The sequence below is a fragment of the Porticoccus hydrocarbonoclasticus MCTG13d genome (assembly GCF_000744735.1).
In the GTDB taxonomy this organism is placed as follows: Bacteria; Pseudomonadota; Gammaproteobacteria; order Pseudomonadales; family Porticoccaceae; genus Porticoccus; species Porticoccus hydrocarbonoclasticus.
The window spans coordinates 1974495-2000928 of sequence record NZ_JQMM01000001.1 but is presented as its reverse complement, the minus strand read 5'-3'; the positions used below and the strand labels follow the sequence as shown (position 1 = coordinate 2000928).

The 26434-nt window shown below is 51.2% G+C and carries 18 protein-coding genes; 12 read left to right on the top strand and 6 right to left on the bottom strand.

Translation table 11 applies throughout. The features are described 5' to 3' along the window. The first annotated feature begins 52 nt into the window (after positions 1-52). The 5 genes from U740_RS09515 (at position 53) to U740_RS09495 (ending at position 7703) form a co-directional block, all read left to right on the top strand. On the top strand, positions 53-1735 hold the full coding sequence (locus U740_RS09515) for an AMP-binding protein (RefSeq protein ID WP_235189854.1): 1683 nt from the start codon (positions 53-55) through the stop codon (positions 1733-1735). A gap of 21 nt (positions 1736-1756) precedes the next feature. Beyond that, positions 1757-5635, top strand: a complete 3879-nt coding sequence (gene hrpA, locus U740_RS09510) for an ATP-dependent RNA helicase HrpA (RefSeq protein WP_036860422.1) — start codon at positions 1757-1759, stop codon at positions 5633-5635. Between the two features lie 136 nt (positions 5636-5771). Continuing rightward, positions 5772-6047, top strand: coding sequence for an HvfA family oxazolone/thioamide-modified RiPP metallophore (locus tag U740_RS09505; protein WP_036860420.1), 276 nt, complete (start codon positions 5772-5774; stop codon positions 6045-6047). A gap of 20 nt (positions 6048-6067) precedes the next feature. Continuing rightward, the gene (locus U740_RS09500; protein WP_036860419.1) at positions 6068-6928 is read left to right on the top strand and encodes an HvfB family MNIO-type RiPP peptide maturase; all 861 of its coding nucleotides are present in this window, start codon (positions 6068-6070) and stop codon (positions 6926-6928) included. Then, positions 6921-7703, top strand: a complete 783-nt coding sequence (locus tag U740_RS09495) for an HvfC family RiPP maturation protein (RefSeq protein ID WP_051921385.1) — start codon at positions 6921-6923, stop codon at positions 7701-7703. Before U740_RS09500 ends, U740_RS09495 begins: the two co-directional genes overlap by 8 nt. Positions 7704-7784: 81 nt before the next feature. Here U740_RS09495 and U740_RS09490 read toward each other — a convergent pair whose 3' ends face one another. Both U740_RS09490 and U740_RS09485 read right to left on the bottom strand, forming a co-directional pair. Next, complete coding sequence (locus U740_RS09490; protein ID WP_036860416.1) at positions 7785-9011, bottom strand: putative porin; 1227 nt, start codon at positions 9009-9011, stop codon at positions 7785-7787. 238 nt (positions 9012-9249) lie between these two features. After that, positions 9250-10485, bottom strand: coding sequence for a putative porin (locus tag U740_RS09485; protein WP_036860414.1), 1236 nt, complete (start codon positions 10483-10485; stop codon positions 9250-9252). A gap of 275 nt (positions 10486-10760) precedes the next feature. Here U740_RS09485 and U740_RS09480 point away from each other — a divergent pair, with 275 nt between their 5' ends. From U740_RS09480 to U740_RS09470, 3 genes are all read left to right on the top strand, one after another. Continuing rightward, a complete protein-coding gene (locus U740_RS09480; protein ID WP_036860412.1) occupies positions 10761-11456 on the top strand; it encodes an MlaA family lipoprotein in 696 nt (231 codons plus the stop codon). 106 nt (positions 11457-11562) lie between these two features. Next, entirely contained in the window at positions 11563-12738 is a 1176-nt protein-coding gene (locus U740_RS09475; RefSeq protein WP_051921382.1) for a PP2C family protein-serine/threonine phosphatase, read from the top strand. After that, positions 12738-13229, top strand: a complete 492-nt coding sequence (locus U740_RS09470) for an STAS domain-containing protein (RefSeq protein ID WP_036860408.1) — start codon at positions 12738-12740, stop codon at positions 13227-13229. The genes U740_RS09475 and U740_RS09470 overlap by 1 nt, the downstream gene beginning before the upstream one ends. Here U740_RS09470 and U740_RS09465 read toward each other — a convergent pair. The 3 genes from U740_RS09465 to dusA are packed head-to-tail and all read right to left on the bottom strand — an operon-like array spanning position 13226 to position 15658. Continuing rightward, positions 13226-13678, bottom strand: a complete 453-nt coding sequence (locus tag U740_RS09465) for a tellurite resistance TerB family protein (protein ID WP_036860406.1) — start codon at positions 13676-13678, stop codon at positions 13226-13228. The genes U740_RS09470 and U740_RS09465 overlap by 4 nt on opposite strands. After that, positions 13675-14628, bottom strand: coding sequence for a transaldolase (tal, locus tag U740_RS09460; protein WP_036860405.1), 954 nt, complete (start codon positions 14626-14628; stop codon positions 13675-13677). Before tal ends, U740_RS09465 begins: the two co-directional genes overlap by 4 nt. A gap of 1 nt (position 14629) precedes the next feature. Then, positions 14630-15658 (bottom strand): tRNA dihydrouridine(20/20a) synthase DusA, encoded by a 1029-nt coding sequence (gene dusA / locus U740_RS09455; RefSeq protein WP_036860403.1) that lies wholly within the window; start codon positions 15656-15658, stop codon positions 14630-14632. A 147-nt stretch (positions 15659-15805) separates the two neighbouring features. Here dusA and U740_RS09450 point away from each other — a divergent pair, with 147 nt between their 5' ends. The 4 genes from U740_RS09450 to U740_RS09435 all read left to right on the top strand — a co-directional run bounded on the left by U740_RS09450 (position 15806) and on the right by U740_RS09435 (position 25625). Next, positions 15806-17968: a type I secretion system permease/ATPase gene (locus U740_RS09450; protein ID WP_081890908.1), complete on the top strand. Its 2163-nt coding sequence runs from the start codon at positions 15806-15808 to the stop codon at positions 17966-17968. Beyond that, positions 17968-19332 carry an HlyD family type I secretion periplasmic adaptor subunit gene (locus U740_RS09445; protein ID WP_200877074.1) on the top strand — a complete coding sequence of 455 codons (1365 nt, stop codon included), beginning with the start codon at positions 17968-17970 and terminating at the stop codon, positions 19330-19332. The genes U740_RS09450 and U740_RS09445 overlap by 1 nt, the downstream gene beginning before the upstream one ends. A gap of 152 nt (positions 19333-19484) precedes the next feature. Beyond that, on the top strand, positions 19485-20801 hold the full coding sequence (locus tag U740_RS09440; RefSeq protein ID WP_081890907.1) for a TolC family outer membrane protein: 1317 nt from the start codon (positions 19485-19487) through the stop codon (positions 20799-20801). A gap of 60 nt (positions 20802-20861) precedes the next feature. Continuing rightward, entirely contained in the window at positions 20862-25625 is a 4764-nt protein-coding gene (locus U740_RS09435; protein ID WP_036860400.1) for a retention module-containing protein, read from the top strand. Between the two features lie 81 nt (positions 25626-25706). On the opposite strand, the gene U740_RS09430 is transcribed toward U740_RS09435, so the two are convergent. After that, on the bottom strand, positions 25707-26201 hold the full coding sequence (locus U740_RS09430; RefSeq protein WP_200877073.1) for a transglutaminase-like cysteine peptidase: 495 nt from the start codon (positions 26199-26201) through the stop codon (positions 25707-25709). Positions 26202-26434: the final 233 nt, after the last annotated feature.

Here is a 26434-nt window from a genome sequence, read left to right as displayed (position 1 = left end):
CATTGCAGAATGACCCGTGCGGTAAAAAACATAAAAATCCCGGGGGTGAGCAGTGTCTGAGAATCAGCAGCCAATGGATGTGAACGAAGCAGTACGAAAATCGTGGGAACACTTTGGATTGCCTGCGGAGTTGCCGCCCTGTGATTTTCAGTCACTTCTGGATGTGCTGGAGGATGCGGTATCGCACTTTCCGGATAACCCGGCAGCAACATCTCTGGGTGGCACGTTAAGCTTTGCTGAGCTGGATACCTTTTCTACCCGGTTTGCCGCCTATTTGCAGCAACACACCCAGCTAAGGCCCGGTGACCGTCTGGCCATTCAGATGCCCAGCCTGATCCAGTACCTGGTGGTGGCCTACGGTGCTTTTAAAGCCGGATTGGTGGTGGTGAATATCAACCCAATGTATACCGAGGTGGAGCTCGACTATCAACTCAATCACGCCGGGGTGAAGGCCGTGGTGGTGTTTGACCGTTTCCTGGGTATCGTGGAAGCTGTACGTGATCAGACACCGGTGGAAACCGTGTTTGTCACCAGTCCCTTCGATCTTCATCCACCCTTTAAACGTCGGCTGATGAGCGTGGTGCTTAAACTGATGGGTAAAGCGGTGAAACCCGGCCGTGCAATCCCTTTGCAGCAGGTATTTACGGAGGCGTCCGATACCGGATATCAACCCGTTGAGCTGACACTGGATAATATGGCGCTGTTACAATACACCGGCGGAACAACCGGTGTTTCCAAGCCCGCCATCATCAGTCATGGCAATATGGTCAATGTCACTCGCCAGGCCTGGGCATTGCTTGAGATGTCGGGTCTGGAGCGGGGTAAGGAACGGATTGTTTCACCATTGCCGCTCTATCATATCTATGCCTTCGCGCTTTCAGTAACCACGGGTGTGTATATCGGGGCCCACTCCCTGTTGGTGCCCAACCCGAGAGATATCAAGGGGTTTGTCAAGCTGTTGAGGCGCTGGCCCGCGACACTGTTTTCCGGTCTGAACACCCTGTTTGTGGCCTTGCTCAAACATCCCGATTTTACCCGCATCGATTTTTCAGGCCTGAAAATTACCCTGTCAGGCGGTTCCGCTCTGGCCAGTGGCACCGGCAAAGCCTGGCAGGACAAGACCGGCTGCGAGATCAGCGAAGCTTATGGGCTAACTGAGGCTTCGCCGATTGTGTCATTTTCTCCACGGGGTTCAGGCAAGGCCGGCTCTGTAGGTATTGCCGTTCCTGAGACAGAGTTACGAATTGTCGATGACGAGGGAAAGGCATTAACCGTTGATGAACACGGCGAACTCTGGGTGCGGGGTCCGCAGGTGATGTCCGGCTACCTGGATTTCCCTGAAGAGACAGCCAAAACCATTACTGACGACGGTTGGCTGAAAACCGGTGACATCGCATCAGTGGATCGGGATGGATTTCTCCGCATTCACGACCGTAAAAAAGACATGATCAGTGTGTCGGGTTTTAATGTCTATCCCAATGAGATTGAAAACGTGGTGTCGCACCATCCCGACATCAGTTACTGCGCGGTCGTTGGCGTGCCAGACGAACACTCGGGTGAAGCGGTCAAACTGTATCTGGTCAGTACCAACCCCAAGCTGACTGCGGACGATATGCACGATTACTGTGCGAAGCAGCTGGCACGCTATAAATTACCAAAGTACATTGAGTTCCGGGATGAGCTGCCGCTCTCCAATGTGGGTAAGGTTTTGCGTCGAGAGTTGCGTGACAGCTGACCGGATAGCACGAACGCAACGATGACGGATGATGTTTCACAATGGCGGGACAGGATTGAGCTGTGCCTCGGGGCTGATCGTGAGCCGCTGAACCGGCAACTGGACAAGATTGCCCAGCGGGCTGCGCAGGGCAAGCCGTTTGACCGGGAGCTGAAGATTTTTTTGGCGCGGCTGGAAAAATCCAGCCAACGGTATCAAGCACGTCTGTCCAGTGTGCCGTCGCTGACATATCCGGACGATCTGCCCATTGCGGCCCGTCGGGAAGACCTTCGCAAGGCGATTGCCGATCACCAGGTGGTGATTGTGGCTGGGGAAACCGGTTCCGGTAAAACCACCCAATTACCCAAAATCTGTCTTGAGCTCGGTCGGGGCGTCGCCGGCATGATCGGCCACACCCAGCCGCGCCGTATCGCGGCCCGGACGGTGGCCAACCGTATCGCCGAGGAGTTGCAGCAACCACTTGGCGAAACGGTCGGTTATCAGGTTCGTTTCAGTGAGCAAAGCAGTGATAACACGCTGGTTAAACTGATGACGGACGGTATTCTGCTCGCCGATATTCAGCATGACCGACTGCTGCACCGCTACGATACCCTGATTATTGATGAGGCCCATGAGCGGAGCCTGAATATCGACTTCCTGCTCGGCTATCTGAAAAATATTCTCCCCCAGCGTCCCGACCTGAAAGTGGTTATCACCTCTGCGACTATTGATGTGGAGCGCTTCTCCCGGCATTTTGATGATGCGCCGATTATCGAGGTATCCGGCCGCACCTATCCCGTGGACGTTGAATATCGTCCCGCCGAGGAAGACCGGGACCTGTCGCTGCAGGTGCTGGATACGGTAGAAGAGATTCTGACGTTGCCAAAGCGGGGTGACATCCTAGTGTTCCTCAGCGGCGAGCGCGAGATTCGCGAAACGGCCAATCTGTTGCGCAAGGCGCAACTGCCTCACCTCGAGGTGGTGCCACTCTATGCCCGTTTGAGTCTGGCGGAGCAGGGCCGGGTATTCTTGCCTCACAAGGGTGTGCGGGTGGTACTGGCCACCAATGTGGCGGAAACCTCCCTGACAGTGCCCGGCATCCGTTATGTGATTGACCCGGGCACGGCCAGAATCAGTCGCTACAGTTATCGCACCAAGGTACAACGACTGCCAATAGAACCGGTTTCCCAGGCCAGTGCCAACCAGCGCAAGGGACGCTGTGGCCGGGTTAGTGAAGGGGTTTGCTTCCGCCTGTACAGCGAAGCGGACTTCAATAACCGTCCGGCCTATACAGATCCCGAAATTGTCCGCACCAACCTGGCTTCAGTCATTTTACAAATGTTGCAATTGAAAATTGGTGATATTCGTGACTTTCCGTTTGTGGAGGCACCGGACCAGCGGCTGATCAACGACGGTTTCAGCCTGTTACAGGAGCTGCACGCGGTCACCCCGCAAGGTGAGTTGACCGAGACAGGGCGGCAACTCTCCCGTATCCCGGCTGACCCCAGGTTGGGCAGGATGTTGCTTGCAGCCGGAAAAGAAGGGGCCCTGCGTGAATTGTTGGTTATCGTCTCCGCACTCAGTGTTCAGGATCCCCGGGAGCGGCCCGCCGACAAGCAGCAGGCTGCCGACGAAAAGCATCGCCAGTGGCAGGATAAACACTCGGATTTCACGGCGCTGTTAAACCTCTGGAATACGATGGAAGCCCAGCGTCAGGAGTTGGGTCGCAACCCGTTTGACAGATATTGCCGACAGCAGTTTGTATCACCACTGCGAATCAGGGAATGGCGGGATTTGCATCACCAGCTGCACCGTTATTGTCGTGAGCTGAAGTTACCTGAAAACCGTGATCCAGCGGACTATCCAGCGATCCACCGAGCCCTGTTAACCGGTTTGCTGGGACAAGTAGGATTCCGCCACGATGATCGGGAATTTCTCGGCCCGCGCAATCGCAAGTTTCATGTTTTTCCCGCCTCGGGACTGTTTAAAAAACCGCCCAAGTGGCTAATGGCAGCAGAAATTATTGAGACGTCAAAACTGTACAGCCATGTCAACGCCGCGATTGAACCTGAATGGCTGCAGGAGCTGGCGGCACACTTGGTTAAGAAAAGTTACAGCGAGCCTCATTACAGTGCCCGGCGAGGGCAGGTGATGGCCTTTGAGCAGCAGACATTGTATGGACTGCCGATTCTCAGTAGAAAACCCTGTAACTACAGTGCCATTGATCCACCCGCGTGCCGCGACATCTTCATTCGTGCCGCACTGGTGGAGGGCGAGTATCGGGGGAAGGGTGCATTTTTCGACCACAATCAATCAATGCAGGAAAATCTCGAGGATATGGAATCACGAATCCGTCGTCGCGATGTGCTGGTGGACGACGAGGTGATGTACCAGTTTTATCAGGAGCGGTTGCCCGCCCATATTGTTAATCTGAAAGGTTTTGAAAAATGGCGCACCGAGGCCGAAAAGCAGGACCCCAGATTATTGTGGATGGACGAGTCTCTGTTGATCCAGCGGGAGCTTGACGAAGACCTTGAGGCTCAGTACCCGAATCATCTGGAGTGGCAGGGTACAGTCTATCCACTGAGTTACCATTTCGAGCCGGGACATCCCGAAGACGGGGTGAGTGTGACGGTTCCTGTCAGTATCCTCCACCAGTTGCCAAACTACCGTTTTGAGTGGCTGGTGCCGGGTATGCTGCGGGATAAATGTATTGCTTTAATCAAGGGGTTGCCGAAATCACTGCGTCGCCATTTTGTGCCGGTTCCCGGTTTTGTGGACAAGGCACTGGCGGGCTTGAAGGTGGGTGATGTCCCGCTTGCCGACTCCCTTGGACATCAGCTGAAAAGGCTCTCCGGTGTGACGGTTGCCGATGAGCAGTGGCAACAGGTTGAGCTGGAGCCCATCTATTCCATTAATATCCGCCTGATCGATGAACAGGGCGAGCTTTTGGCGATGGGCCGCAACCTGACCGAGCTTAAAGCGACCTACCGGGGGCGGGTCTCCCGAACGATCAATGAATCCTCGGTCGACAGCATTGAGCAAACAGACCTTACCGGTTGGACATTTGATGAATTGCCGACGAGTTTCACCATCCGGCAGCAGGGGCTGGCTATTCGCACCTACCCGGCGCTGGTTTGTGATGGAAACCGGGTGGATTTGAAGTTACTGGATAATCCGGCGAGAGCTGCCAATGAAACGGTCAGGGGGTTGTTGAAGCTCTATCAGCTGAGTTATCCACAGGGGGTGAAAGACCTGCGTAAAACGTTACTGAAGGGGTGCGACTTGTCGTTGAAAGCTGCCCACTTCCAAAGTCGCGAGCAACTGCTCAATTCACTAATCGATGCAGCCTATTATCACTCACTGGTTGAACATCATGCCGTGCCGCGAAACCGCGAAGACTTTGAACAGCAGCTTCTGGAGGGCAAAGCAGAGATTGCCAGTGCCGCCCTGCAACTCGAACAGCTGGTTCTCAGCTGTTTGCCCCTGCGGGCAGGTGTGTATCGAGTCATTAAAAAACTCGGGTTCGTTGTTTTGCCCGCGGTGTCAGATATAAATCGGCAGATTGATGGTCTGTTCCGCGACGGTTTTTTGCTGGATGTGCCTGCGGAATGGTTGCAGCAATACCCGCGCTATTTAAAGGCAATCCTGGCTCGACTGGAAAAACTGCCGGGCCAGCCGGAAAAAGATCGACAGACACTACAGCAGCTGACAAAACTGGAGGATCGTCTCTATCCCTGCTTTGGCAAATGGGACGATCTCGCCGATGACGTTCGCAAAGAGATGTGGCAACACTACTTTATGTTGCAGGAATACCGTGTTTCACTATTTGCTCAGCAACTGGGTACGCGTATGCCTGTTTCAGAGAAACGGATAACTGCCCACTGGTTCGAGTTGGAGTCAATGCTGGCAGGGACCTGATTTGGTGTGGTTTTTTGAATAATCCTGTATTAAAAATAGATCGGGAAACTTATTCTGTGGCATCCAGTCTGATTTTAGAGCCTTTCGTTTACGGCCGGATATTTTTTCGGCCAACTAACCCAAATGGAGATTAATGATGAGTAAACGTAATCTGAATCCACTGGCAGCGGCGGTGGGTGCTGCATTTATGGCATCTGTCACGCTTTCCCCAATGGCATCCGCCACCGAGAATCCCTTTCAGGCCACTGAGCTGGGTGCAGGCTATAAATTGGCCGGTGACCACGGTGAGGGCAAGTGCGGAGAAGCCAAATGTGGTGAGGGCAAGTGTGGCGAAGCCGAAAAAGGTGATAAAGGCGATAAAGGCGACAAAGAAGGGAAGTGCGGTGAAGGCAAATGCGGTGGCCAAGGCTAAGTTGAGTAGCCTGTACGACCATGTCTAATCGCCAATACCCCGTTCAAGGGGCAGGGCTGGGATTGCGGCGAGCACTGATGGGCTCGCTGTGGTCCCAATCACCTGAAAATATCGATTTTATGGAGGTGGCCCCGGAAAACTGGATCGGAGTGGGTGGTCGCCTTGGCCATCAGTTCCGCGCCTATACGGAGCGCTACCCTTTTGTTTGTCATGGTCTCTCTCTGTCAATCGGTTCCCCCGCGCCGCTTGATTTTGAACTGCTGTCGAGAGTTAAAACCTTCCTAGATCAACATCAGGTGCGTTACTACACTGAACATTTGAGTTATTGCAGTGATCACGGGCATCTCTATGACCTGATGCCCATTCCCTTCACTGAATCGGCTGTTCACTACGTGTCTGGAAGGATTCGTCAGGTTCAGGATTTTCTCGGTCGGCGTATCGCAGTGGAGAATGTTTCCTACTACGCGGCACCCCAACAGGAAATGTCAGAAATTGACTTTATCAATGCGGTAATTGCAGAGGCCGACTGTGATCTGTTGCTGGATGTGAACAACATCTACGTGAACAGTATCAATCATCGCTACAACGCGGAGGAGTTCCTCGCGCAATTACCGGGTGAGCGGGTGGTCTATGCCCATATCGCGGGTCACTATGAAGAAGCGGAGGATTTACGGGTCGATACCCATGGCGCGGATGTTATTGACCCTGTCTGGCATCTCCTCGATATGGCCTACCAACAGTTTGGCGTTGTGCCAACTCTGCTGGAGCGGGACTTCAACATGCCACCTGTGCCTGTTTTACTTGAGGAGGTGACGCGTATCCGGCAGTCGCAGCAGTCAGCCCTGCAGACCGGTGAGCGTGGAAAAATAGCCAATGTCTGAATCATCCCTCGATTCATCAACTCTGCCGACATTCCAGCGAACCCAATATGCCTTTGCTGCGCACCTGCGGGACCCGGATGCCAATCCGGCTCCTCCGGATATTGAAGACCGGCGTATGAAGATCTATCGGGAGCTGGTTTACAACAACATAGAATCTTTCATCGCAACCGGTTTTCCCGTATTGCGACAGCTGATCGCCGACCAGCACTGGCATGCTCTGGTTCGCGACTTTGTCAGCCGACACTGCAGTCATTCACCCTATTTTCTGGAGATCAGTCAGGAGTTCCTCAAGTACCTTCAGGAAGAGCGCCAGTTTCTGGTATCGGATCCGCCATTCATGCTAGAGCTTGCCCATTATGAATGGGTAGAGCTGGCACTTGATGTCGCCGAGGGTGATCTACCGGAGTTGCCCCCTGTTCCTGTTGACGTGATGGCTGAGTCGCTGCAGGTTTCGCCACTGGCGTGGCGGCTATCCTATGAATATCCGGTTCATTTGATTGGACAGGAATACCAGCCAACAGAACCGCCCGAGCAGCCAACGTTTCTGGTGGTGTACCGCAACCGGGAACAGAGCGTGAAGTTTCTTGAGAGCAACGCCGTGACAATCCGACTATTGCAGTTGCTGGAGCCCCCCCATTGTACAGGCTTGGATGCACTACAAACTGTTGCCGAGGAGCTGGAGCATGACAATCCCGAGGTCATTATCGCCCATGGTGCTGAGTTGCTTGAGCGGCTTTATCAACTGGACATCATTGTTTCCACCCCGGCACCATAAAAAAACGGCCCTGCGGGGCCGTTTAGAGTGAGAGATTTTGTGGGTTGGCCGACAGACATCGGCTAACCCGTGTGCAACAAATTAAAACTTGGTGCTCAGGTCCAGCTGGATGCGGTCATAGTCAAATTCTTCGCCGCGGGTGAAATCCCCATATTCATTTTTGAAGTAGGTGAGGCCGAGTTTGGTATTTTTGCTCAGACCGAGGCCCGCACTGAATTTATGGCCTTTGACATCCGTGCCACCGCCACCAAAGTCAGAATCGGTGAAGGCTGCAAATACGGCATCTGCTTCCAGGTCCTGATAAGCGTAGCCGAAGTCCCAGTCACCTTTGTTTTTGACTTTACCCAGCTTAACACCCAGCGCGTAACCGGTATCTTCATCGGCATCGCTGTCGGTATTTTGTACGAAGTCAGCGAACAGGGTGGTTGGAATGCCGCCCAGATTGGTGTTCAGTTCGGCGAACACCTCAGCGATTTCATAGTCAAGTGCGTGTAAGCCGCCAACGCTGGAGTTACCAAAGAAGTCGCCGTCGACGAAAGAAGCACTGCCTTCAACCGGGATGTAAAAGTAGCTGGCGCCAATTTTGTAGGACGTTGTATCGGAGATGCTGCCGTTAAACCCGAGTTGGGCACCGAACATTTCTTCAACATCATTGGTGCCGTTGCTGCCATTATCACTGTTGAGGAAATGATAGGCGGCTATGGCCCAGATAGTGCCGTTATCGTAAGAGAGGTGGCCGCCTTCAGGGCGGTAATCGCCATCCCATACCAGGCCGTGTTTGGCAGGAGCGTAGAAAGGGTTTTTGGTTTTACCGGCCACCAGATTCATATTTTGGGCAAAATTCCAGTCAATCCAGCCCATGTCCAGGTTGATGCCTTTGGAGCTGCCGCCGCCGCCCAGTGTCTGGTTGGATGAAACGGGGTCATCGCTACCGCTGGCCAGTGCTACACCGGCTTTGACCGTGTCGGTCACCTGAGCGGTAACACCAATGCGAGCACGGAGGCGGTTGCGATTGCGTTCGTCGTCGCGGCGATCATCGTCGATGCCTTCGTAGCGGTAACGAACATCACCTGACCATACTACCGTGTCGGCCCAGGAAGCTGCTGGTTTGGCAGTGGCGACCATCTTGTCCATTTTTTCTTCTTGAGCTTTGGCCGCATCAGCGATGGTGTTGTAGTCTTCGGCGCTGATGGTGCCTTTATCCCGCAACACTTTCAGCAGATCCAGCATTGGGTCCGCCTGAACAGGCAAAACAGCGGCACTCAGCATGGCGCCGGTGATTAAAATTGCAGATGTTTTTGATTTCATCGAATCGTTCTCCTCAAATAACTAAACGCGTTTAGCCTGATTGCTTCAGACAGGAGAACCTTATGTCGCGATTGTTTCAGCGCCGTGATAGTTTCGTGACAATTTGGTGACAGTCAGGGTTTTGGATAATTTGTTCTCTGAGCGAGATTGGCCCAGTTGGAGGGTGTGAAGGCTATTGGAGGTAACCAGAAAAATGGCCCGGTAGGGCCATTTTTTTGATGCCTGGCGGGACGATCGGTTAGAATTTTGCCTCTACGTTAAGCTTGATGGCGTCGTAGTCACTCTTTTTGCCATCACCTCTGACTTTGCCGATTTCGGTGTCGTAGTAGGACAGGCTTGCGGTGGTGTTCTTGCTGAGGCCCAGGTAGGCGCCGTATTTGTGTCCTTTCACATCGGTGCCACCACCGGCGAAATCCGAGTCAGCGAAAGCGGCGAAGACTGCATCAGCCTCCAGGTCCTGATACAGATAGCTGAAGGCGAAGTCGCCCCTGCCCTTGATCTTGCCAAGCTTGAATCCTGTTGAGTAGCCCGTGTCTTCATCGGCGTCGCTATCGGTATTTTTGACGTAATCGGCAAACAACATGGTTGATATCCCGGCGAGCTTGGTATTCAACTCGGCAAAAACTTCGGCAACTTCATAATCCAGTGCATGGGATCCGCCAATCCCTGTGTTACCGAAGAACTCGGCATTATCATCACTATCCTCAAAAAAAGCGGCACTGCCGGCAACCGGTATATAAAGGTAGCTGGTACCCACCTTTAGAGATGTTTTGTCGGAAACTGTTGCGTTATAGCCTAGCTGGGCACCAAACATCTCCTCGATATCGTCTGTCCCTTTGCTGCCATCGTAGCTATTCAGAAAGTGATAGGCGGCGATGGCCCAAACCGAGCCATTGTCATAGGACAGGTGCCCGCCCTCAGGGCGATAATCGCTATCCCATACCAGGCCGCTACCGCCAGGGGTATAGAAAGGATTTTTGGTCTTGCCGGCCACCAGGTTCAGGTTTTCGGCAAAATTCCAGTCAATCCAGGCCATGTCCAGGTTGATTTGTTTCGAGCTGCCGCCACCTCCGAGGGTCTGGTTGGCGGATGTTGGAGACTCACTACCGCTGGCCAGTGCTACGCCTGCCTTGAAGTCATCGGAAACCTGGGCAGTGAGACCAATACGCGCACGTATCCGGTTGCGGTTGATATCATCATAGGCGCTGTCTTTATCAGTCTGTTCGATGCGGTACCGGACATCGCCGTGCCACTGGATTCTGTCGGCCCAGGAGGTGGCTGGTTTTGCGGTGGCAACCACCTGATTGGTTTTTTCCTCCATTACTTTGGTTTTTGCCTCCATTTCATTGAGGCGCTCAGTCAGGACGGCAACCTGAGCTCTCAATTCCTGCAGGGTTGCTTCGTCTGCATTTGCGAACAGGGCAGGGCACAGGGTAAAGCCGCTAACAGCTAGGAAAATGGCAGTTCGTTTCATAGTTATGATTCCACTCTTGTTTATTTAATACTTGATATCTCGATATCGTCGATGCTTGCTTTATAGTTGCTGTTTTTTCCGAAACAGACATAAACGGGTGTTGGTATCTTAATATGTCAGTTTTATGACACAAGGTTGTTATCTGCTGAGCGGTAGGGTCGGGAGACTTGTGGCGGGTAGTTTTGGATGATTACGGTATACCTGAAAAAATTCAGCGTGTAGAATTGCGAGAATTTGTTGTTATCAGATTATAAAAAGCAGGGAGAACACCCCAGATGAAAAAAATAGTGCTGTTGCTGACTGGCGTTATGTTATCTACCCATGTATTTGCTGCGGGGAACCCCGACGATCCTTGGGAAGGCTTCAACCGCAAGATGTTTGCGTTCAACGATACCGTGGATACTTATACGCTGAAGCCTATCGCCAAGGGTTACCGGGCAGTCACGCCTGATCCGGTTGAGCGTGGAGTCAGCAGGATGTTCTCCAATGTTGGTGAAGTGGTGAACGTTTTCAACGATCTGTTGCAGGGGAAATTCCGTCAGGCAGGGAATGACACTGGACGCTTTGTCATCAACACCACTATCGGTCTGGTGGGTTTTTTTGATGTGGCCGATCATTTTGGCCTGCCAAAAAATGATGGGGAAGATTTCGGCCAGACACTGGGTGTCTGGGGTGTAGATAGTGGCCCTTATCTGGTGTTGCCGTTGATCGGTCCCAGCACTGTTCGTGACGGCCCGGCCCGGATCGTCGATCGGTTTATCAACCCTATTAACGAAATAGACCATGTCCCAACCCGAAATCAGATCTACGGCGCCGAGGTGATTTCTACCCGTGCCGATCTCCTCGAGGCTGAAAAGTTCGTGCGCGGCGAGCGCTACAGCTTTATCCGCGATGCATACTTACAGCGTCGTAAATTTTTGCTGACGGATGGCGGTGTGGAAGATGACTTCGGGGACTATAAGGATTTTTAACCCCAGTTCATTTTTCTTTGCTAATCGACAGTTGCCCGGGAAAGCAACTATCGAAGAGGGCATGGAGCTTATACCTGATCAACTGGATATCAGTTCCGAGTAACCTATGGATAAGAACGGCAAACTGTTTATTGTTGCCGACAGTCAGGAAAAATGTCATGCCTTGAACGCGCATCTGGTCGACACCAGTTGGCGCGTTTCAATTTTTGATAATCCTGAAAATGCTCTCGCAGCAATCAAAATCGACCACCCCGGTGTCGTGGTGATCGATTTCCCTCTCTCGGTGATTCGAGAAAAGTTTGCCTGTCTTCCCTCTCAGGATGTGGATATTGCCTATGTTGTTGTGCTCCCGGAAACGGATCCCCGGGATGTGGTTGCACTTTTCCATAACTATGCGGCGGACGTGGTTATCAAACCATTTGATGGCGACCGGTTTCGAGAGGCTGTTGAACGCGCGTCACATTGTAAAAGCCTGATGGTGCAAAACCGCCAGTACCGTGAGCAGCTGGAAAAAGCAAACCGTGAGTTGGAAGAGAGTCTCCGGATACTGGAAGTTGATCAAATGGCAGGTCGGCAGGTGCAGAGCAGCCTGTTGCCGGTGACCCCGCTCTATCATGGCGACTACGAAATTGCTCATCGGATTGTCCCGTCGCTGTTTCTGAGCGGAGATTTTGTCGGCTACAACGTCATTTTTGATCGTTATATGGTGCTTTATGTCGCGGATGTGTCGGGGCACGGTGCCTCTTCTGCATTTTTAACTGTCCTGTTGAAATTCATTCTTAATCGTATTTTGCGAAGGCATATCAGTCGCAATGATTATGGGGCCATGACCAGAGCTCCAGAGGGCTTTATTGAGCACATCAATAAACAGATTATGGCACTGGGGCTCGATAAACATTTGACCATGTTCTCTGCATCTATTGATATGGAGCAGAATATTTTGCGGTATTCAGTTGCTGCCCATATGCCGATGCCGGTGCTGGTTACCGATGACCAGGTTTCACTGTTGCCGGGCAAAGGTAAACCGATTGGTATTTTTCCTGAAGGTCATTGGGCAGTAGAGGAAATCAAGTTGCCAGAAAAGTTTGTTCTGACTGTGGTGTCGGATGGTGTACTGGAATTTTTACCGGGAAACTCCTACAGTGAAAAACAGCAGTTTATTGCAGATGCGGTGGCCAAATCAGACGGATCCATAGAGGCGATTTGTGAAGGTTTGTGTATCAACCAGCTGAAAGATGCGCCCGACGATGTCACTGTTTTGACCGTGCGCAGGGGGTATTAGTGCAACCGGGTAAAATTCTGGTTTCTCATGACGATGATGTTTACCTTATCAAGCTGGTTGGTGATGTACGCGTTACTCTGTGCACTTCGCTGAACAATTATATTGAAGCCATTTTTCAGACCGGTAATGTCGCTGAGGTGGTGATCGACATGCTTGATACTATTGCCGTCGATAGCACGACATTGGGTTTGTTGGCCAAGCTCGCTATCTACAGCCATGACCATTTTGGTATCAAACCTACTGTGTTCTGTAATGATGAAAGCCTTTATCAGGTGCTTGCTGTGATGGGGTTGGATGAGATATTCAATATCATCCAGGAATCATCGTCATCTGCGGCGGACTATCAGGAGTTGCCTGATATTAGCCCAGATGTGGAAGTGGAAGAGGTTCGGGATCGTGTGCTTGAAGCACACCGGTTGTTGTCTGTGTTAAATGAGAGAAATCAGCAGGAATTCATCGATTTGATACGCTCTCTCGAGCAGACCCGTTAATTTCCGTAGTTCTGGTTGGCGCGGTGTTTTGCCTGAATGAAATCTGTGTGGGAGACGTACAGTAACTCTGAAATTCGCCGAATCAGCGCTTCTTCGTGCTTGTCCAATTGATTGTCAGCAAAGGCAACTCGCCATAGGTTTTCGACCAGCTCCCTTTTTTCGTGCACGGCAAAATGATCATTGATCAATCGAGTGAACTGAAACAGTGATGTGGCATCGTTAACTTCGCTGTGAGCGAGACGGACTAACGTCTCGATTTCTTCGTGTGACAGGGAAAACTGGTTTTCCAGTAGTTGTCGGATAATCTTTTGTTCGTCTTCGCTCAGAGTCCTGTCAATGACCATGATTTCGACCATTAGCGCGGCTGCCGCAAGCTGCCTCTGATGAACAGGTTCGCCGTCGGGCTCATCAATTCTGGTAGAAAAAAACTGTTTGATCTGGTCTATCATCGAGTTGTTTCTCCCATCAGCCGTTTCTCCAGTTTGTCCTGATCAGCTATGAAATTGCGTATTCCCTCGGCGAGTTTTTCGGTGGCCATTGCATTGTTGTTTAATTGATAACGAAAGCTTGCTTCATTTAACTGATCGCAATCAATTGGTTCCCCAGTGTTGTCCGGATGGAGCTGGCGTGCCAGGTGGCCGCTATCATTGTTTAATGCTTCCAGTAGTTGTGGGCTTATGGTTAAGCGATCACAGCCTGCAAGTGCTTCGATTTGATCCGTATTTCGAAAACTGGCACCCATGACAATAGTGTCGTAACCGTACTGCTTGTAAAAATTGTAGATTGATTTCACTGAGAGAACACCGGGATCCTCTTCAGGCAGATAATCTGTCTTGCCGCTGTGACGTTTATGCCAGTCGAGAATACGACCCACAAAAGGGGAAATCAAAAAGGCGCCTGCATCTGCTGCTGCCGCTGCCTGTTCAAAACTGAACAGGAGCGTCAAATTACATTGGACGCCAGATTTTTCCAGTTGTTCGGCGGCGCGTATACCCTCCCAGGTTGCTGCTATCTTCAGCAGAATCCTGTCGCTAGCAATACCGGCATTCTGGTATTTCTCTACTAGGCTCATACCTCGGGCGATGGTTGCTTCCGTGTCGAACGAGAGGCGGGCATCAATTTCTGTTGAGACCCGACCGGGAATCAGCTGAAGTATTTCCCGGCCAATGCCTACCGCCAGCATGTCCATGCATTCCGGCAACCAGTCCGGATGTGACTGCCTGGCGCGGTTGACTGATTGTTCCAGCAGGGGGCGATAACTTTCCAGTTCGGCAGCTTTCAGGATCAGGGATGGGTTTGTGGTGGCATCAATGGGCTGATAGTGGTTAATGGCGTCGATGTCACCAGTATCCGCAACAACGACAGTCATTTCGCGCAATTGATCCAGTTTGCTGATCATATTAAATAGGCTCGGTTAGTTGTATATGGGTTTGAGTGCTTTGCATTGCCGCCATGGCACCGTAAAGAACCTCTATACCGGCGTCTGGCCGGTGAGCATGTTCACTGATATAACGCCGAAATTTTCTCGCGCCAGGCATACCCTGATAGAGGCCAAGAATATGTCTGGTCATATGACTGAGTCTGGTGCCTTTAGCCAGTTCCTCTGTCATAAAAACAGCGAAGTTCTCCAGAATTTGCTCCCTGTTAGGCGATGAACGGTTATCGTGGTAGAGCTCTCGATCGACCCCAGCGAGTAAATAAGGGTTTTGGTAAGCCTCGCGGCCCATCATCACACCATCTACGTGGTTAAGATGTGCCTTGGTATCATTTAGTGTTGTGACGCCACCATTTAGAATAATTTCCAGTTGTGGAAAGTCCTTTTTCAGGCGATAAACCTTCTCGTATTCCAGCGGCGGAATATCACGATTCTGTTTCGGACTTAATCCCTTTAACCAGGCTTTGCGTGCATGGACAATAAAGGTCTGACAGCCTGCTTCTGCAACAGTGCCGATAAAGTCACATAAGAAGGCATAACTGTCCTGTTCATCAATCCCGGTGCGGTGTTTAATCGTGACAGGAACGGCACTCACTTCCTGCATGGCCTGAAAACACTGTGCAACCAGCCTAGGGTCTTTCATTAAAATTGCGCCGAATTTTCCTGATTGTACCCGGTCGCTGGGACAGCCGCAGTTCAGGTTGATTTCGTCGTAACAGTAACTACTGGCAATATTAACGGCCGTGGCCAGCTCAGCGGGATCACTACCGCCAAGCTGCAAAGCCACGGGGTGTTCCGCTGAGTGAAATTGTAAATGTCTTGGCCGGTCGCCGTAAATCAATGCTCCGCTAGTGACCATTTCTGTATAGAGGACACTTTGCCTGCTCAGCAACCGGTGAAAATAACGACAGTATTGATCGGTTAAGTCCATCATGGGTGCGATAGAGAACCGACGGTTTACCGGGTTGGTTAAAAGACTGCTGCTGGTTGGCATGGGTGCAACTGATTTGTCTGTAAAGTAAGTGTGTGGGCTGGAATTATATCGGCAAAAACCACCGAAATAACCCCGCTGGGTGTTCAGTCACCGGCATGTTAGCATTGCCCAGCCATTGATACTGACCATTCACGAAGAATAATATTTATGACTACGCCTGAGCAAAAAGCAGCATATCATCAGGATACGGCAGAGATTAACAGCCATGAGCTTATGGATTGCCTGTTGTTGTTGGCTGGACTGGAAGGTCGCCCGACCTCACTTTCTGCCCTGTCATCCGGCTTGCCGCTGGTAGATGGAAAACTGACGCCGGAGTTGTTTAACCGGGCGGCAAACCGGGCGGGCCTGGCCTCGATTCTGCTTGCTCGACAATTGGATAATATTCCGCAGGAAGTTTTACCCTGTGTGCTGCTACTTAACAGTGGTCAGGCCGTGGTTTTGTCCAGCCTGGATGCTGAGTTGCAGTTGGCCGTATTAACCGATCCTCAAAACAATACTTCAGAGCAAGTGGATTATGAAACACTGAAAGAACTCCACAGTGGCCATGTCTTCTATGTCAGGCCGATGCAGCAATTTGATTCCCGCACACCAAAAATTTATCAGAAAACTGGAGACCATTGGTTCTGGGGCGTCATGCGCAGTTCCTGGAAGATTTATCGCGATGTCCTGCTGGCGTCCTTCCTGATTAATTTCTTTGTTTTGGCCCAACCCCTGTTTGTCATGAATGTCTACGACCGGGTGGTGCCTAACAATGCAGTAGAGACTCTCTGGGCACTGGCTGTCGGCGTGCTCATTGTCTACACATTTGATCTGCTCTTAAAACTGCTGCGTGCCTACCTGGTAGAGCTGGCCGCAAAGCGTTCAGATGTGGTGCTCTCTGCACAACTGCTCGAAAAGGTACTTAACCTGAAGATGTCTGCTAGGCCCAATTCCACCGGTGCCTTTGCGTCCCGTCTACACGATTTCGATATGCTGCGAAATTTTGTCACCTCTTCCACCATACTGACCTTGATCGACCTGCCCTTTGTTATTCTTTTCATGGTGTTTATCTGGTACCTGGGTGGCTGGCTGATTTTTGTCCCGTTAACGGTCTTCCCGATAGCGCTGTATCTCGGCCTTCGAGCCCAGAAAAAGCTTCGTCCCACTATTGAAAATGTCATGCGGGGCAGTGCCAAGAAAAATGCCACATTAATCGAAAGTCTGGTAGGTATCGAGACCATCAAGACACTGGGTGCCGAAAGTCAAATCCAGCGAGGCTGGGAACAGGCGGTGGGTTATGTCTCCCAATGGAGTCTGCAATCGCGTTTGACATCCAACAGTGCACTTCAGGCTGTCCAGTTTCTGCAGCAGGTAGCCATGGTCGCCATTGTGGTGTGGGGTGTTTATTTGATTGCTGATCAGAACCTCACACTCGGGGGGCTGATTGCCTGTGTGATTTTGAATGGACGTGCACTGGCGCCGCTTAGTCAGATTGCTAATTTGCTGGTCAGTTATGATCATGCGGAGGCGACCCTGAAGTCCTTGAATGAGGTGATGGCCCTGCCGGTTGAGCGCGAACCGGAAAAACGTTATCTGACGCGCCCTGTCTTTCACGGGGATATCCGTATCAAGCAAGTGACGTTTAGTTACCCTGAGCAACCCAGGCCGGCACTTGAAAATGTCAATATCACGATCAACTCCGGTGAGAAAGTGGCGATCATCGGTCGAATTGGCTCTGGTAAATCGACCCTTGCCAAGCTTCTGATACGTTTGTATGAGCCCACCAGCGGGTCTGTGCTGATGGACGGTTTCGATATCAATCAGCTTGATCCGGCAGATTTGCGTCATAACGTGGCCTATGTGGCACAGGATGCAAAACTGTATTTTGGCACGCTGAGAGACAATATAACGTTTGGCCTGAATGGTATTACAGATCAGCAGGTGGTCGATGCCGCAGAGCAGGCTGGTATATTGGAGCTGGTCAATAGCCATCCATTGGGCTTTGAAATGCCGGTGGGCGAGCGGGGAGAAACACTTTCCGGGGGTCAGCGCAGCGCCATTGCGATGGCTCGGGTATTTCTTCGCAAACCCCGTGTGCTGGTGATGGATGAACCGACATCGGCCATGGATCAGGGGACAGAAGAGCGCCTGACCCAGCAGATAAAAACCCGTTTTTCGGACAGTACGTTGCTGATCATTACCCATAAGATGAGCATGTTGACTCTGGTTGACCGCCTGATTGTGGTCGATAGGGGTGTGATCATTAGCGACGGCCCAAAGTCGGAAGTGCTGGCGGCCCTCAAGGAAGGCAAAATCAGAGGGAAAAGCTGATGCCGAAGAAACAATTGGAAAAATTGCGCCGTCAACTGGACAAGACCTCTGCTGTCGACCTGAAGTACATGTCGTACTCCTCAGAGGCGGTACTGAAGCAGTCACCGTTTGTTTCTCAGGTGTTGTTATGGGTGATCGCAGCATTTCTGGTCATCATGATGATTTGGGCGAGCCTGGCCAGAATTGATGAGTTTGCCCGCGGGGAGGGTAAAATTGTCCCTTCCAGTAATATCCAGGTAGTGCAGAACCTGGAGGGTGGCATACTGGAGATGCTGTTTGTCACTGAGGGCGAGGTTGTTGATCGCGGCCAACCACTTTTACAGATTGACGACACCATTTTTGCATCGACTTACCGGGAGCGCTCGCTACAAGTCGAACAGTTGACGGTCAAAGCTGCCCGGTTGCGGGCTGAGGCCAATAGCACGGAGTTTGATGAAGAGCTGGAAAAGCTGGGCGATGTTCACAATGAAATATTGGTTGCCAGCGAGCGGGCATTATACGAATCCCGCAAACAGGCTCATCATTCGCAGCTGGATAGCCTCAATCAGAAGGTTTCACAAAAGAAGCAGGAGCTGTCCTCAATGCGGGTCAATCGACAAAGCCTGTCTGACAGCTACCGTCTGCTTCGCCAGGAGCTCGAGTTTACCCGTCCACTGGTTTCCCAGGGTGCCGTTTCCCAAGTGGAATTACTTCGCTTGGAGCGTCAGGCCAACGATCTTAAAGGTGAGCTGGATAGGGCGACAATATCTATTCCCCAGCTGGAATCTGCTTACCAGGAGGCAATTAAAAATGTCGAAAGCTATTCACAAACCTTTGCCAGCGAGTCCCGGGCAGAACTGAATGAGGTAATGGCTGAACTTGGTCGTATCGGCCAAAGTAACCAGGCGTTGGAAGATCGGGTGACCCGGACACTGGTTCGTTCGCCCATGAAGGGCATCGTCAAGCAGATTAAAGTTAAAACGATCGGCGGCGTCATTCAGCCTGGGGAGGATCTGGTTGAGATTGTGCCGTTTGATGATTCATTATTGGTGGATGCCCGTGTATCGCCTTCCGATATTGCTTTTATTCATCCCGGGCAGCAGGCAACGGTCAAGTTTACGGCTTACGATTTTTCGATTCACGGTGGTTTGCCGGCCAAGGTGATTAGGATCAGTCCGGACACGATTGTGGATGAGGAGGGCGTCAGCTACTACCAAGTCAGGTTGCGAACGGACAACAGCCATTTGGGCAACGAAAATGATCCTTTGCCAATTATTCCGGGGATGATTGTTCAGGTCGATATCCTGACCGGTCAAAAAACGATTCTGGACTATCTGCTCAAACCCATTCTGAAAACCAAAGAGTTGGCATTCAGGGAACGCTAGTTGCCGTAATTGAAATAGATCACTACTTAAGTGGTCATTTTACAGATCCAAACGGTAACTGGTTCACTCAAATTCTGTGTTATAAATCTAACTATATATAATCACTATGATTTTATATTCTTAAGGCAATACAAGAAGGACAGGAAGTAATAATGTTTTTTAACCGATATCTGACATTTTTTTCTATTGCCGGGGCTGCCTGCTTCTCGATGCAATTGAATGCACAAACAATAAATATGCGGGATGCTATTGCCGAAACGTTGCAATCCAATCCGGAGGTTCAAGCCGAACTTCGTGAAGTTGATGCACGGGAAAGACAAATAAGGGAAGCGTTGGGTGGCTATTATCCCTCTGTTGACCTATTGGCCGGGTTTGGATATCAGGAGAGAGACCCCACATCGCGTCAGTTTTCTGACCCTGACCGCACACGAAATGAACTGGAGAGGCATGAGGCTCAGTTAAACGTCAAACAACTGGTGTTTGACGGATTTAGCACTCCAAATGAACACAAAAATCAGATGGCCAGGCACGAAAGTGCTGAGCATCGTGCCTATTCGGTGGGCGAGAATATTGCTCTAGAGGTAGTCAGGTCCTATCTGGAGGTCATCAAGCAGCAAGACATCCTTGCGTTGGCTAAGCAAACATTGGCTACACATGAAAATATTTATGACAAGATGAAAAAACGTGCCGATTCCGGGGTGGGCAGTACCGCTGATTTTGATCAGATATCCGGTCGTTTGGCCTTAGCAAAAACGAACGTGATTAATCAGACAGCAAATCTACTGGATGCTAAAACAAATTTTCAGCGGGTAGTTGGACGTTATCCCCAGGAAGGTGAGTTGGTTGCGCCCGGCACCTACAGTAAATATTTGCCTGCTACAGTTGATGAAGCTATTGCCAGAGCTATCGAGGCACATCCGTTGCTGAAATCCGCTGCATCAGATGTCAAAGCTGTGAACTTTCAGTACGAACAGACAAAAAGTACCTTTTACCCCCAGTTTCATGTGGAGCTGGAGCGTGACCTGAATAAGAATATCGATGGCGTGGACGAGCAGGTTGATGATCTGACGGTCATGTTGCGTATGCGCTATAACCTTTATCGAGGTCGTTCCGATGAAGCAAAGAAACAGCAATTTGCCCACCTGGTGGAAAAGGCAAAAGAAGTACGTAACAACACCTATCGTCAAGTAGAACAGGAAACACGCTTGGCGTGGGTTGCCTATGAGGCCGTTCGCGATCAAATCCCGGTGCTTGAGGATTATGTTCGGGATTCTGAATCAACAAAAGCAGCGTATATTCAGCAGTTCGATCTTGGTCGCCGCACGCTCCTTGATCTTTTGAATACTGAAAATGAAATGATCACTGCTAAACAGTCTCTGGTCACTGCCAGGCAGGATCTTCTCTACAATGAATACAGGATATTTCGCGCCATTGGAGAACTGCTCTACACCGTTGGTGTAGAACTCTAATAGCAGGACGCATATCAAAATAAGAGATGCGACCAAGTTTGAGCCGAGAGGGTTAAAATCATGAACGAGAAAACTTCACAAGCAAGCACCGTCGAGTCCGGTCAAGACCAGCAAATTCTCGGGTTTGTTGCATCGACTGAAGGCGCCACAGTGGTAGTTGTTTCTCCAGACGGTACCCTCCGCGAGCTCAAAATGGGTGATCCCATTCATGAGGGCGATATCCTCCAGGTAACTGATGGTAGCCATGTCGCGATTAATTTTGCCGATGGCTCTGTTCGCCAGTTAAATAGTGGTGATTCTTTTGTTGTCGGCCTAGACAGTTATCAACAGCTGGCAGCTATCGAGTCTGCAGAAGAGGAAAACCCCGAATTCCAGGACTTGCTGGCTACACTCGCCGCTGGTGAGGATATATCGGAAGAACAGGAAGCAACAGCCGCTGGTGCTGAGGACGGTGCTTCTGGAACGGGTGATGAAATCGGTCAGGGCCTCCAGTTCTCCTTGCTCGGCGGAGAAGTGACTCCGACGGCGGGTATTGACCCCGACTATGTGCCGCCTCCATTGCCTGATCCTACTGCTAATGCGGATATCAGTGAAAATGGGAATAATAATGGAGAGGCCAATAACAATGTAGCGGTGGTCACGAATGATGCGCGTTCGGTAACGGAGGATCAGGATCTGAATCCGGTGGACAGTGTTCCGGATACGGTGCTGAGTGTGGCCGGCGCGATCAGTGTGTCGGATGACGACCCGGGCGAAGGGGCTTTTGATCTGGCGACGCTGTCGTTTGGGGGTCGGACGAACTCGAACGCATTGGACACCGACACGACTGAGCTGGGGACACTGACGCTGCTGGATGACCAGGGCAACTACAGTTTTGCGGTGGACAATGCGGCGGTGCAGTATCTGGCGGCGGGCGACACGGTGGTTCAGACCTGGACGGTTGACTCTGTGGACGGCAGTGGCACGAGCACCATCACGATTACCATCAATGGCGTAGATGATGGCGGCACTAATAACAATGTAGCGGTGGTCACGAATGATGCGCGTTCGGTAACGGAGGATCAGGATCTGAATCCGGTGGACAGTGTTCCGGATACGGTGCTGAGTGTGGCCGGCGCGATCAGTGTGTCGGATGACGACCCGGGCGAAGGGGCTTTTGATCTGGCGACGCTGTCGTTTGGGGGTCGGACGAACTCGAACGCATTGGACACCGACACGACTGAGCTGGGGACACTGACGCTGCTGGATGACCAGGGCAACTACAGTTTTGCGGTGGACAATGCGGCGGTGCAGTATCTGGCGGCGGGCGACACGGTGGTTCAGACCTGGACGGTTGACTCTGTGGACGGCAGTGGCACGAGCACCATCACGATTACCATCAATGGCGTAGATGATGGCGGCACTAATAACAATGTAGCGGTGGTCACGAATGATGCGCGTTCGGTAACGGAGGATCAGGATCTGAATCCGGTGGACAGTGTTCCGGATACGGTGCTGAGTGTGGCCGGCGCGATCAGTGTGTCGGATGACGACCCGGGCGAAGGGGCTTTTGATCTGGCGACGCTGTCGTTTGGGGGTCGGACGAACTCGAACGCATTGGACACCGACACGACTGAGCTGGGGACACTGACGCTGCTGGATGACCAGGGCAACTACAGTTTTGCGGTGGACAATGCGGCGGTGCAGTATCTGGCGGCGGGCGACACGGTGGTTCAGACCTGGACGGTTGACTCTGTGGACGGCAGTGGCACGAGCACCATCACGATTACCATCAATGGCGTAGATGATGGCGGCACTAATAACAATGTAGCGGTGGTCACGAATGATGCGCGTTCGGTAACGGAGGATCAGGATCTGAATCCGGTGGACAGTGTTCCGGATACGGTGCTGAGTGTGGCCGGCGCGATCAGTGTGTCGGATGACGACCCGGGCGAAGGGGCTTTTGATCTGGCGACGCTGTCGTTTGGGGGTCGGACGAACTCGAACGCATTGGACACCGACACGACTGAGCTGGGGACACTGACGCTGCTGGATGACCAGGGCAACTACAGTTTTGCGGTGGACAATGCGGCGGTGCAGTATCTGGCGGCGGGCGACACGGTGGTTCAGACCTGGACGGTTGACTCTGTGGACGGCAGTGGCACGAGCACCATCACGATTACCATCAATGGCGTAGATGATGGCGGCACTAATAACAATGTAGCGGTGGTCACGAATGATGCGCGTTCGGTAACGGAGGATCAGGATCTGAATCCGGTGGACAGTGTTCCGGATACGGTGCTGAGTGTGGCCGGCGCGATCAGTGTGTCGGATGACGACCCGGGCGAAGGGGCTTTTGATCTGGCGACGCTGTCGTTTGGGGGTCGGACGAACTCGAACGCATTGGACACCGACACGACTGAGCTGGGGACACTGACGCTGCTGGATGACCAGGGCAACTACAGTTTTGCGGTGGACAATGCGGCGGTGCAGTATCTGGCGGCGGGCGACACGGTGGTTCAGACCTGGACGGTTGACTCTGTGGACGGCAGTGGCACGAGCACCATCACGATTACCATCAATGGCGTAGATGATGGCGGCACTAATAACAATGTAGCGGTGGTCACGAATGATGCGCGTTCGGTAACGGAGGATCAGGATCTGAATCCGGTGGACAGTGTTCCGGATACGGTGCTGAGTGTGGCCGGCGCGATCAGTGTGTCGGATGACGACCCGGGCGAAGGGGCTTTTGATCTGGCGACGCTGTCGTTTGGGGGTCGGACGAACTCGAACGCATTGGACACCGACACGACTGAGCTGGGGACACTGACGCTGCTGGATGACCAGGGCAACTACAGTTTTGCGGTGGACAATGCGGCGGTGCAGTATCTGGCGGCGGGCGACACGGTGGTTCAGACCTGGACGGTTGACTCTGTGGACGGCAGTGGCACGAGCACCATCACGATTACCATCAATGGTACAGACGATGGACCCGTGGCGAATCCTGATACCAATTTTGTAAATAAAAGTATTGTTGAATCAGACGCTCCAATAATTTATGGGAATGTCATAGCAGGTGGTGATAACGGCATAGATTCGGCAGATTCATTTGCTGGTGCCGAGCAATATGCCGATGTCGCTGACACAGATATAGATCTTGGCGATACTCTGAGGATAGTCAGTATAAATAACCAGTCAGTCAGTTTGGGAACAACGGCGGCTAATGGAACTCAACTTGCCGGCCTATATGGTGTTTTGACCATTGGCGCTGATGGTTCATATGCATACGATCTGGATGACAGTAACCCTCTGTTAGCCAGCCTGAATACCGGAGAAGAGTTGAATGAGGTGTTCGACTATACGGTTTCTGATTCAAGCGGTGCAGAGAGTTCATCAACATTGACGATTACAGTGAATGGTCAGAACCAGGATCAACCTCCGCCTCCGCCTCCATTAGAACTTGGTGTTATAAAAAATTTATACGTTGGTCTTGATGAGCTGGTTATCAAAAATCTTCAAGTCGGTTTTGTAGATGCTACTTTTAGAAATGGCACGGCAGATACTTCAGAATATAATACCGATTCCGATCCATATATTGACCAGTTGGGCTGGGGCAGGCCTGTCAGTAGTACCGGCCAGTCGGGTTACACTTTGGTTGACAACAGCCTTTTCAGTTCAGAAACCGGGTCAACAGTAGACGTTGGCTCAACTTTCAAGATCGCGGACTTCCAGCATTTAAATTTTCCTATTGCTGTCAATTCGTCAATCCTCCAGGAAGTCTACCTGGTCCTTAATATGGATATAGTGATCAATGGGGTCCACCTGGAAAAACCGATAGACTTGAAACTGCTGATGAGTCACGACGAAACCCCTAATGATAGTGGTGATCCACGGGATATTATTTCACTTCCGCCACAGATGATCACTGTCAACATGGATGGCTTCGATTATGATTTCCATGTATTGGGATTCCGGGATGTTGATGGCAATTTGGTTGATGCAATTTACACGAATGAAAATGCAGTAAATGACTTTGAGATTGTCGGCAGCTTCACTTCGTCATCTGAAAACCCTCAGGTACTGGATAGTGTTTCCGGAACCGTCGGGGTGGGGAATGATGATGTCGTCACTTGGGCTGATACGTCCAGTGAATACGGCACTCTGACCGTCAGCGAAGATGGCAGTTATGAATATATACTGAATGGTGATATCAAGAACGTGCTAGACGTTGGTGAGAATCTGGTGGATAGCTTCGAATATACGGTTACCAATCAGAATGGTAGCACTATCAGTACACTGGAAATTAATATTTCCGGCTATCAGAATATATACGGCTCTTCTGGAGACGATTCCCTGACGGGTACATCAGCGAATGAATATTTGACCGGTGCAGCCGGTGATGATGTTCTCAATGGCGCCGGGGGCGAAGATGTTCTTGTAGGTGGTCCCGGCAACGATATACTGACGGGCGGTCTCGGGGCAGATGTGTTCAAGTGGGTAGCCGGCGATGAAGGAGTAGGTGCGACGACCGATACTGTTACTGATTTTAACCAGTCTAGTGGCAGCTATGATCCATCAGAGGGCGATATTCTTGATCTCTCAGATCTTCTTGTGGGCCTGGATTCATCAGGCATGACTTTAGCCGAAGCCCTGGATGCATCCTTTCTGACGATCACATCAGATGGAACTGATACGAGTATTGTCGCCGATGTTGATGGTGCCGCGGCGGGGACTACGACCCAAACAATTGTGCTGCAAGGTGTGGATTTAACAAATGGTGGTGAGTTTTCTTCGGCAGAAGTCATCGAAAGCCTCATTAGTAATAATAATCTCGTTGTAGATTGATCGTTTGAAAATTAAAAAACCCGGTCAAATGGCCGGGTTTTTTTACAATAACGTCCATGCTGGATTGGTCGTTATTATTCTTTACTCTAACTCCTTCGCCATTCTTGCATTCAGGTCCCGCCAAAGATTGAGCTGGTCTGATTTGCCTGCGTTGAGTTGTTCATTACGTGTTCTGGCCAGCCATAAATTATCGGCGTTAAAACTGTAAATCGGTCGAAGGTCATTTCGCTCATTGGCCGGTTTGATGTGTTTATTGATATTGTCGAGAATCAGGGGTACAGAAGTTGGGGTGGCATAGTAGGCCAGTACCATGTGTGCCTGATTCAGCAAAGTCGCCTTGACATAGGTGATCCGCAATTTTGAAACATCCATTCCAATTTCTTTGAGCGTGAAATACTTGGCAATAGAGAAATCCTCACAGTCACCGGCATCTCTGGCAAGAAATTCGATAGGAGTCGCCCAGTAATCATTCTTGCCCCATAGCTCAATGTCGCTGACAAAACGGGCGCCATTAAAAAAATCATTCACTGCCGTGAGTTGCTCGATATCCGCTTTGCCGCGATATTCGTGAGTCATATTTTGCCAATATTCAATGCGCAGCTGAGCAGGTGCTCCATATTTTTTATGGATGCTGGTGAGCATTTTGTCACTGATTCCGGAGTGATCAGCGTTGCCTGTAAATATGACGAAAAACAGAGAAGCCAGCAGTCCAATGCGACCGAAAAAAATTGCTTGTAGAGCTGATGAAGACTTCAATTTCTTTCCGTTTTTTGCGACGTTATTGGCCTATTTACAGCGACTTTGATCTT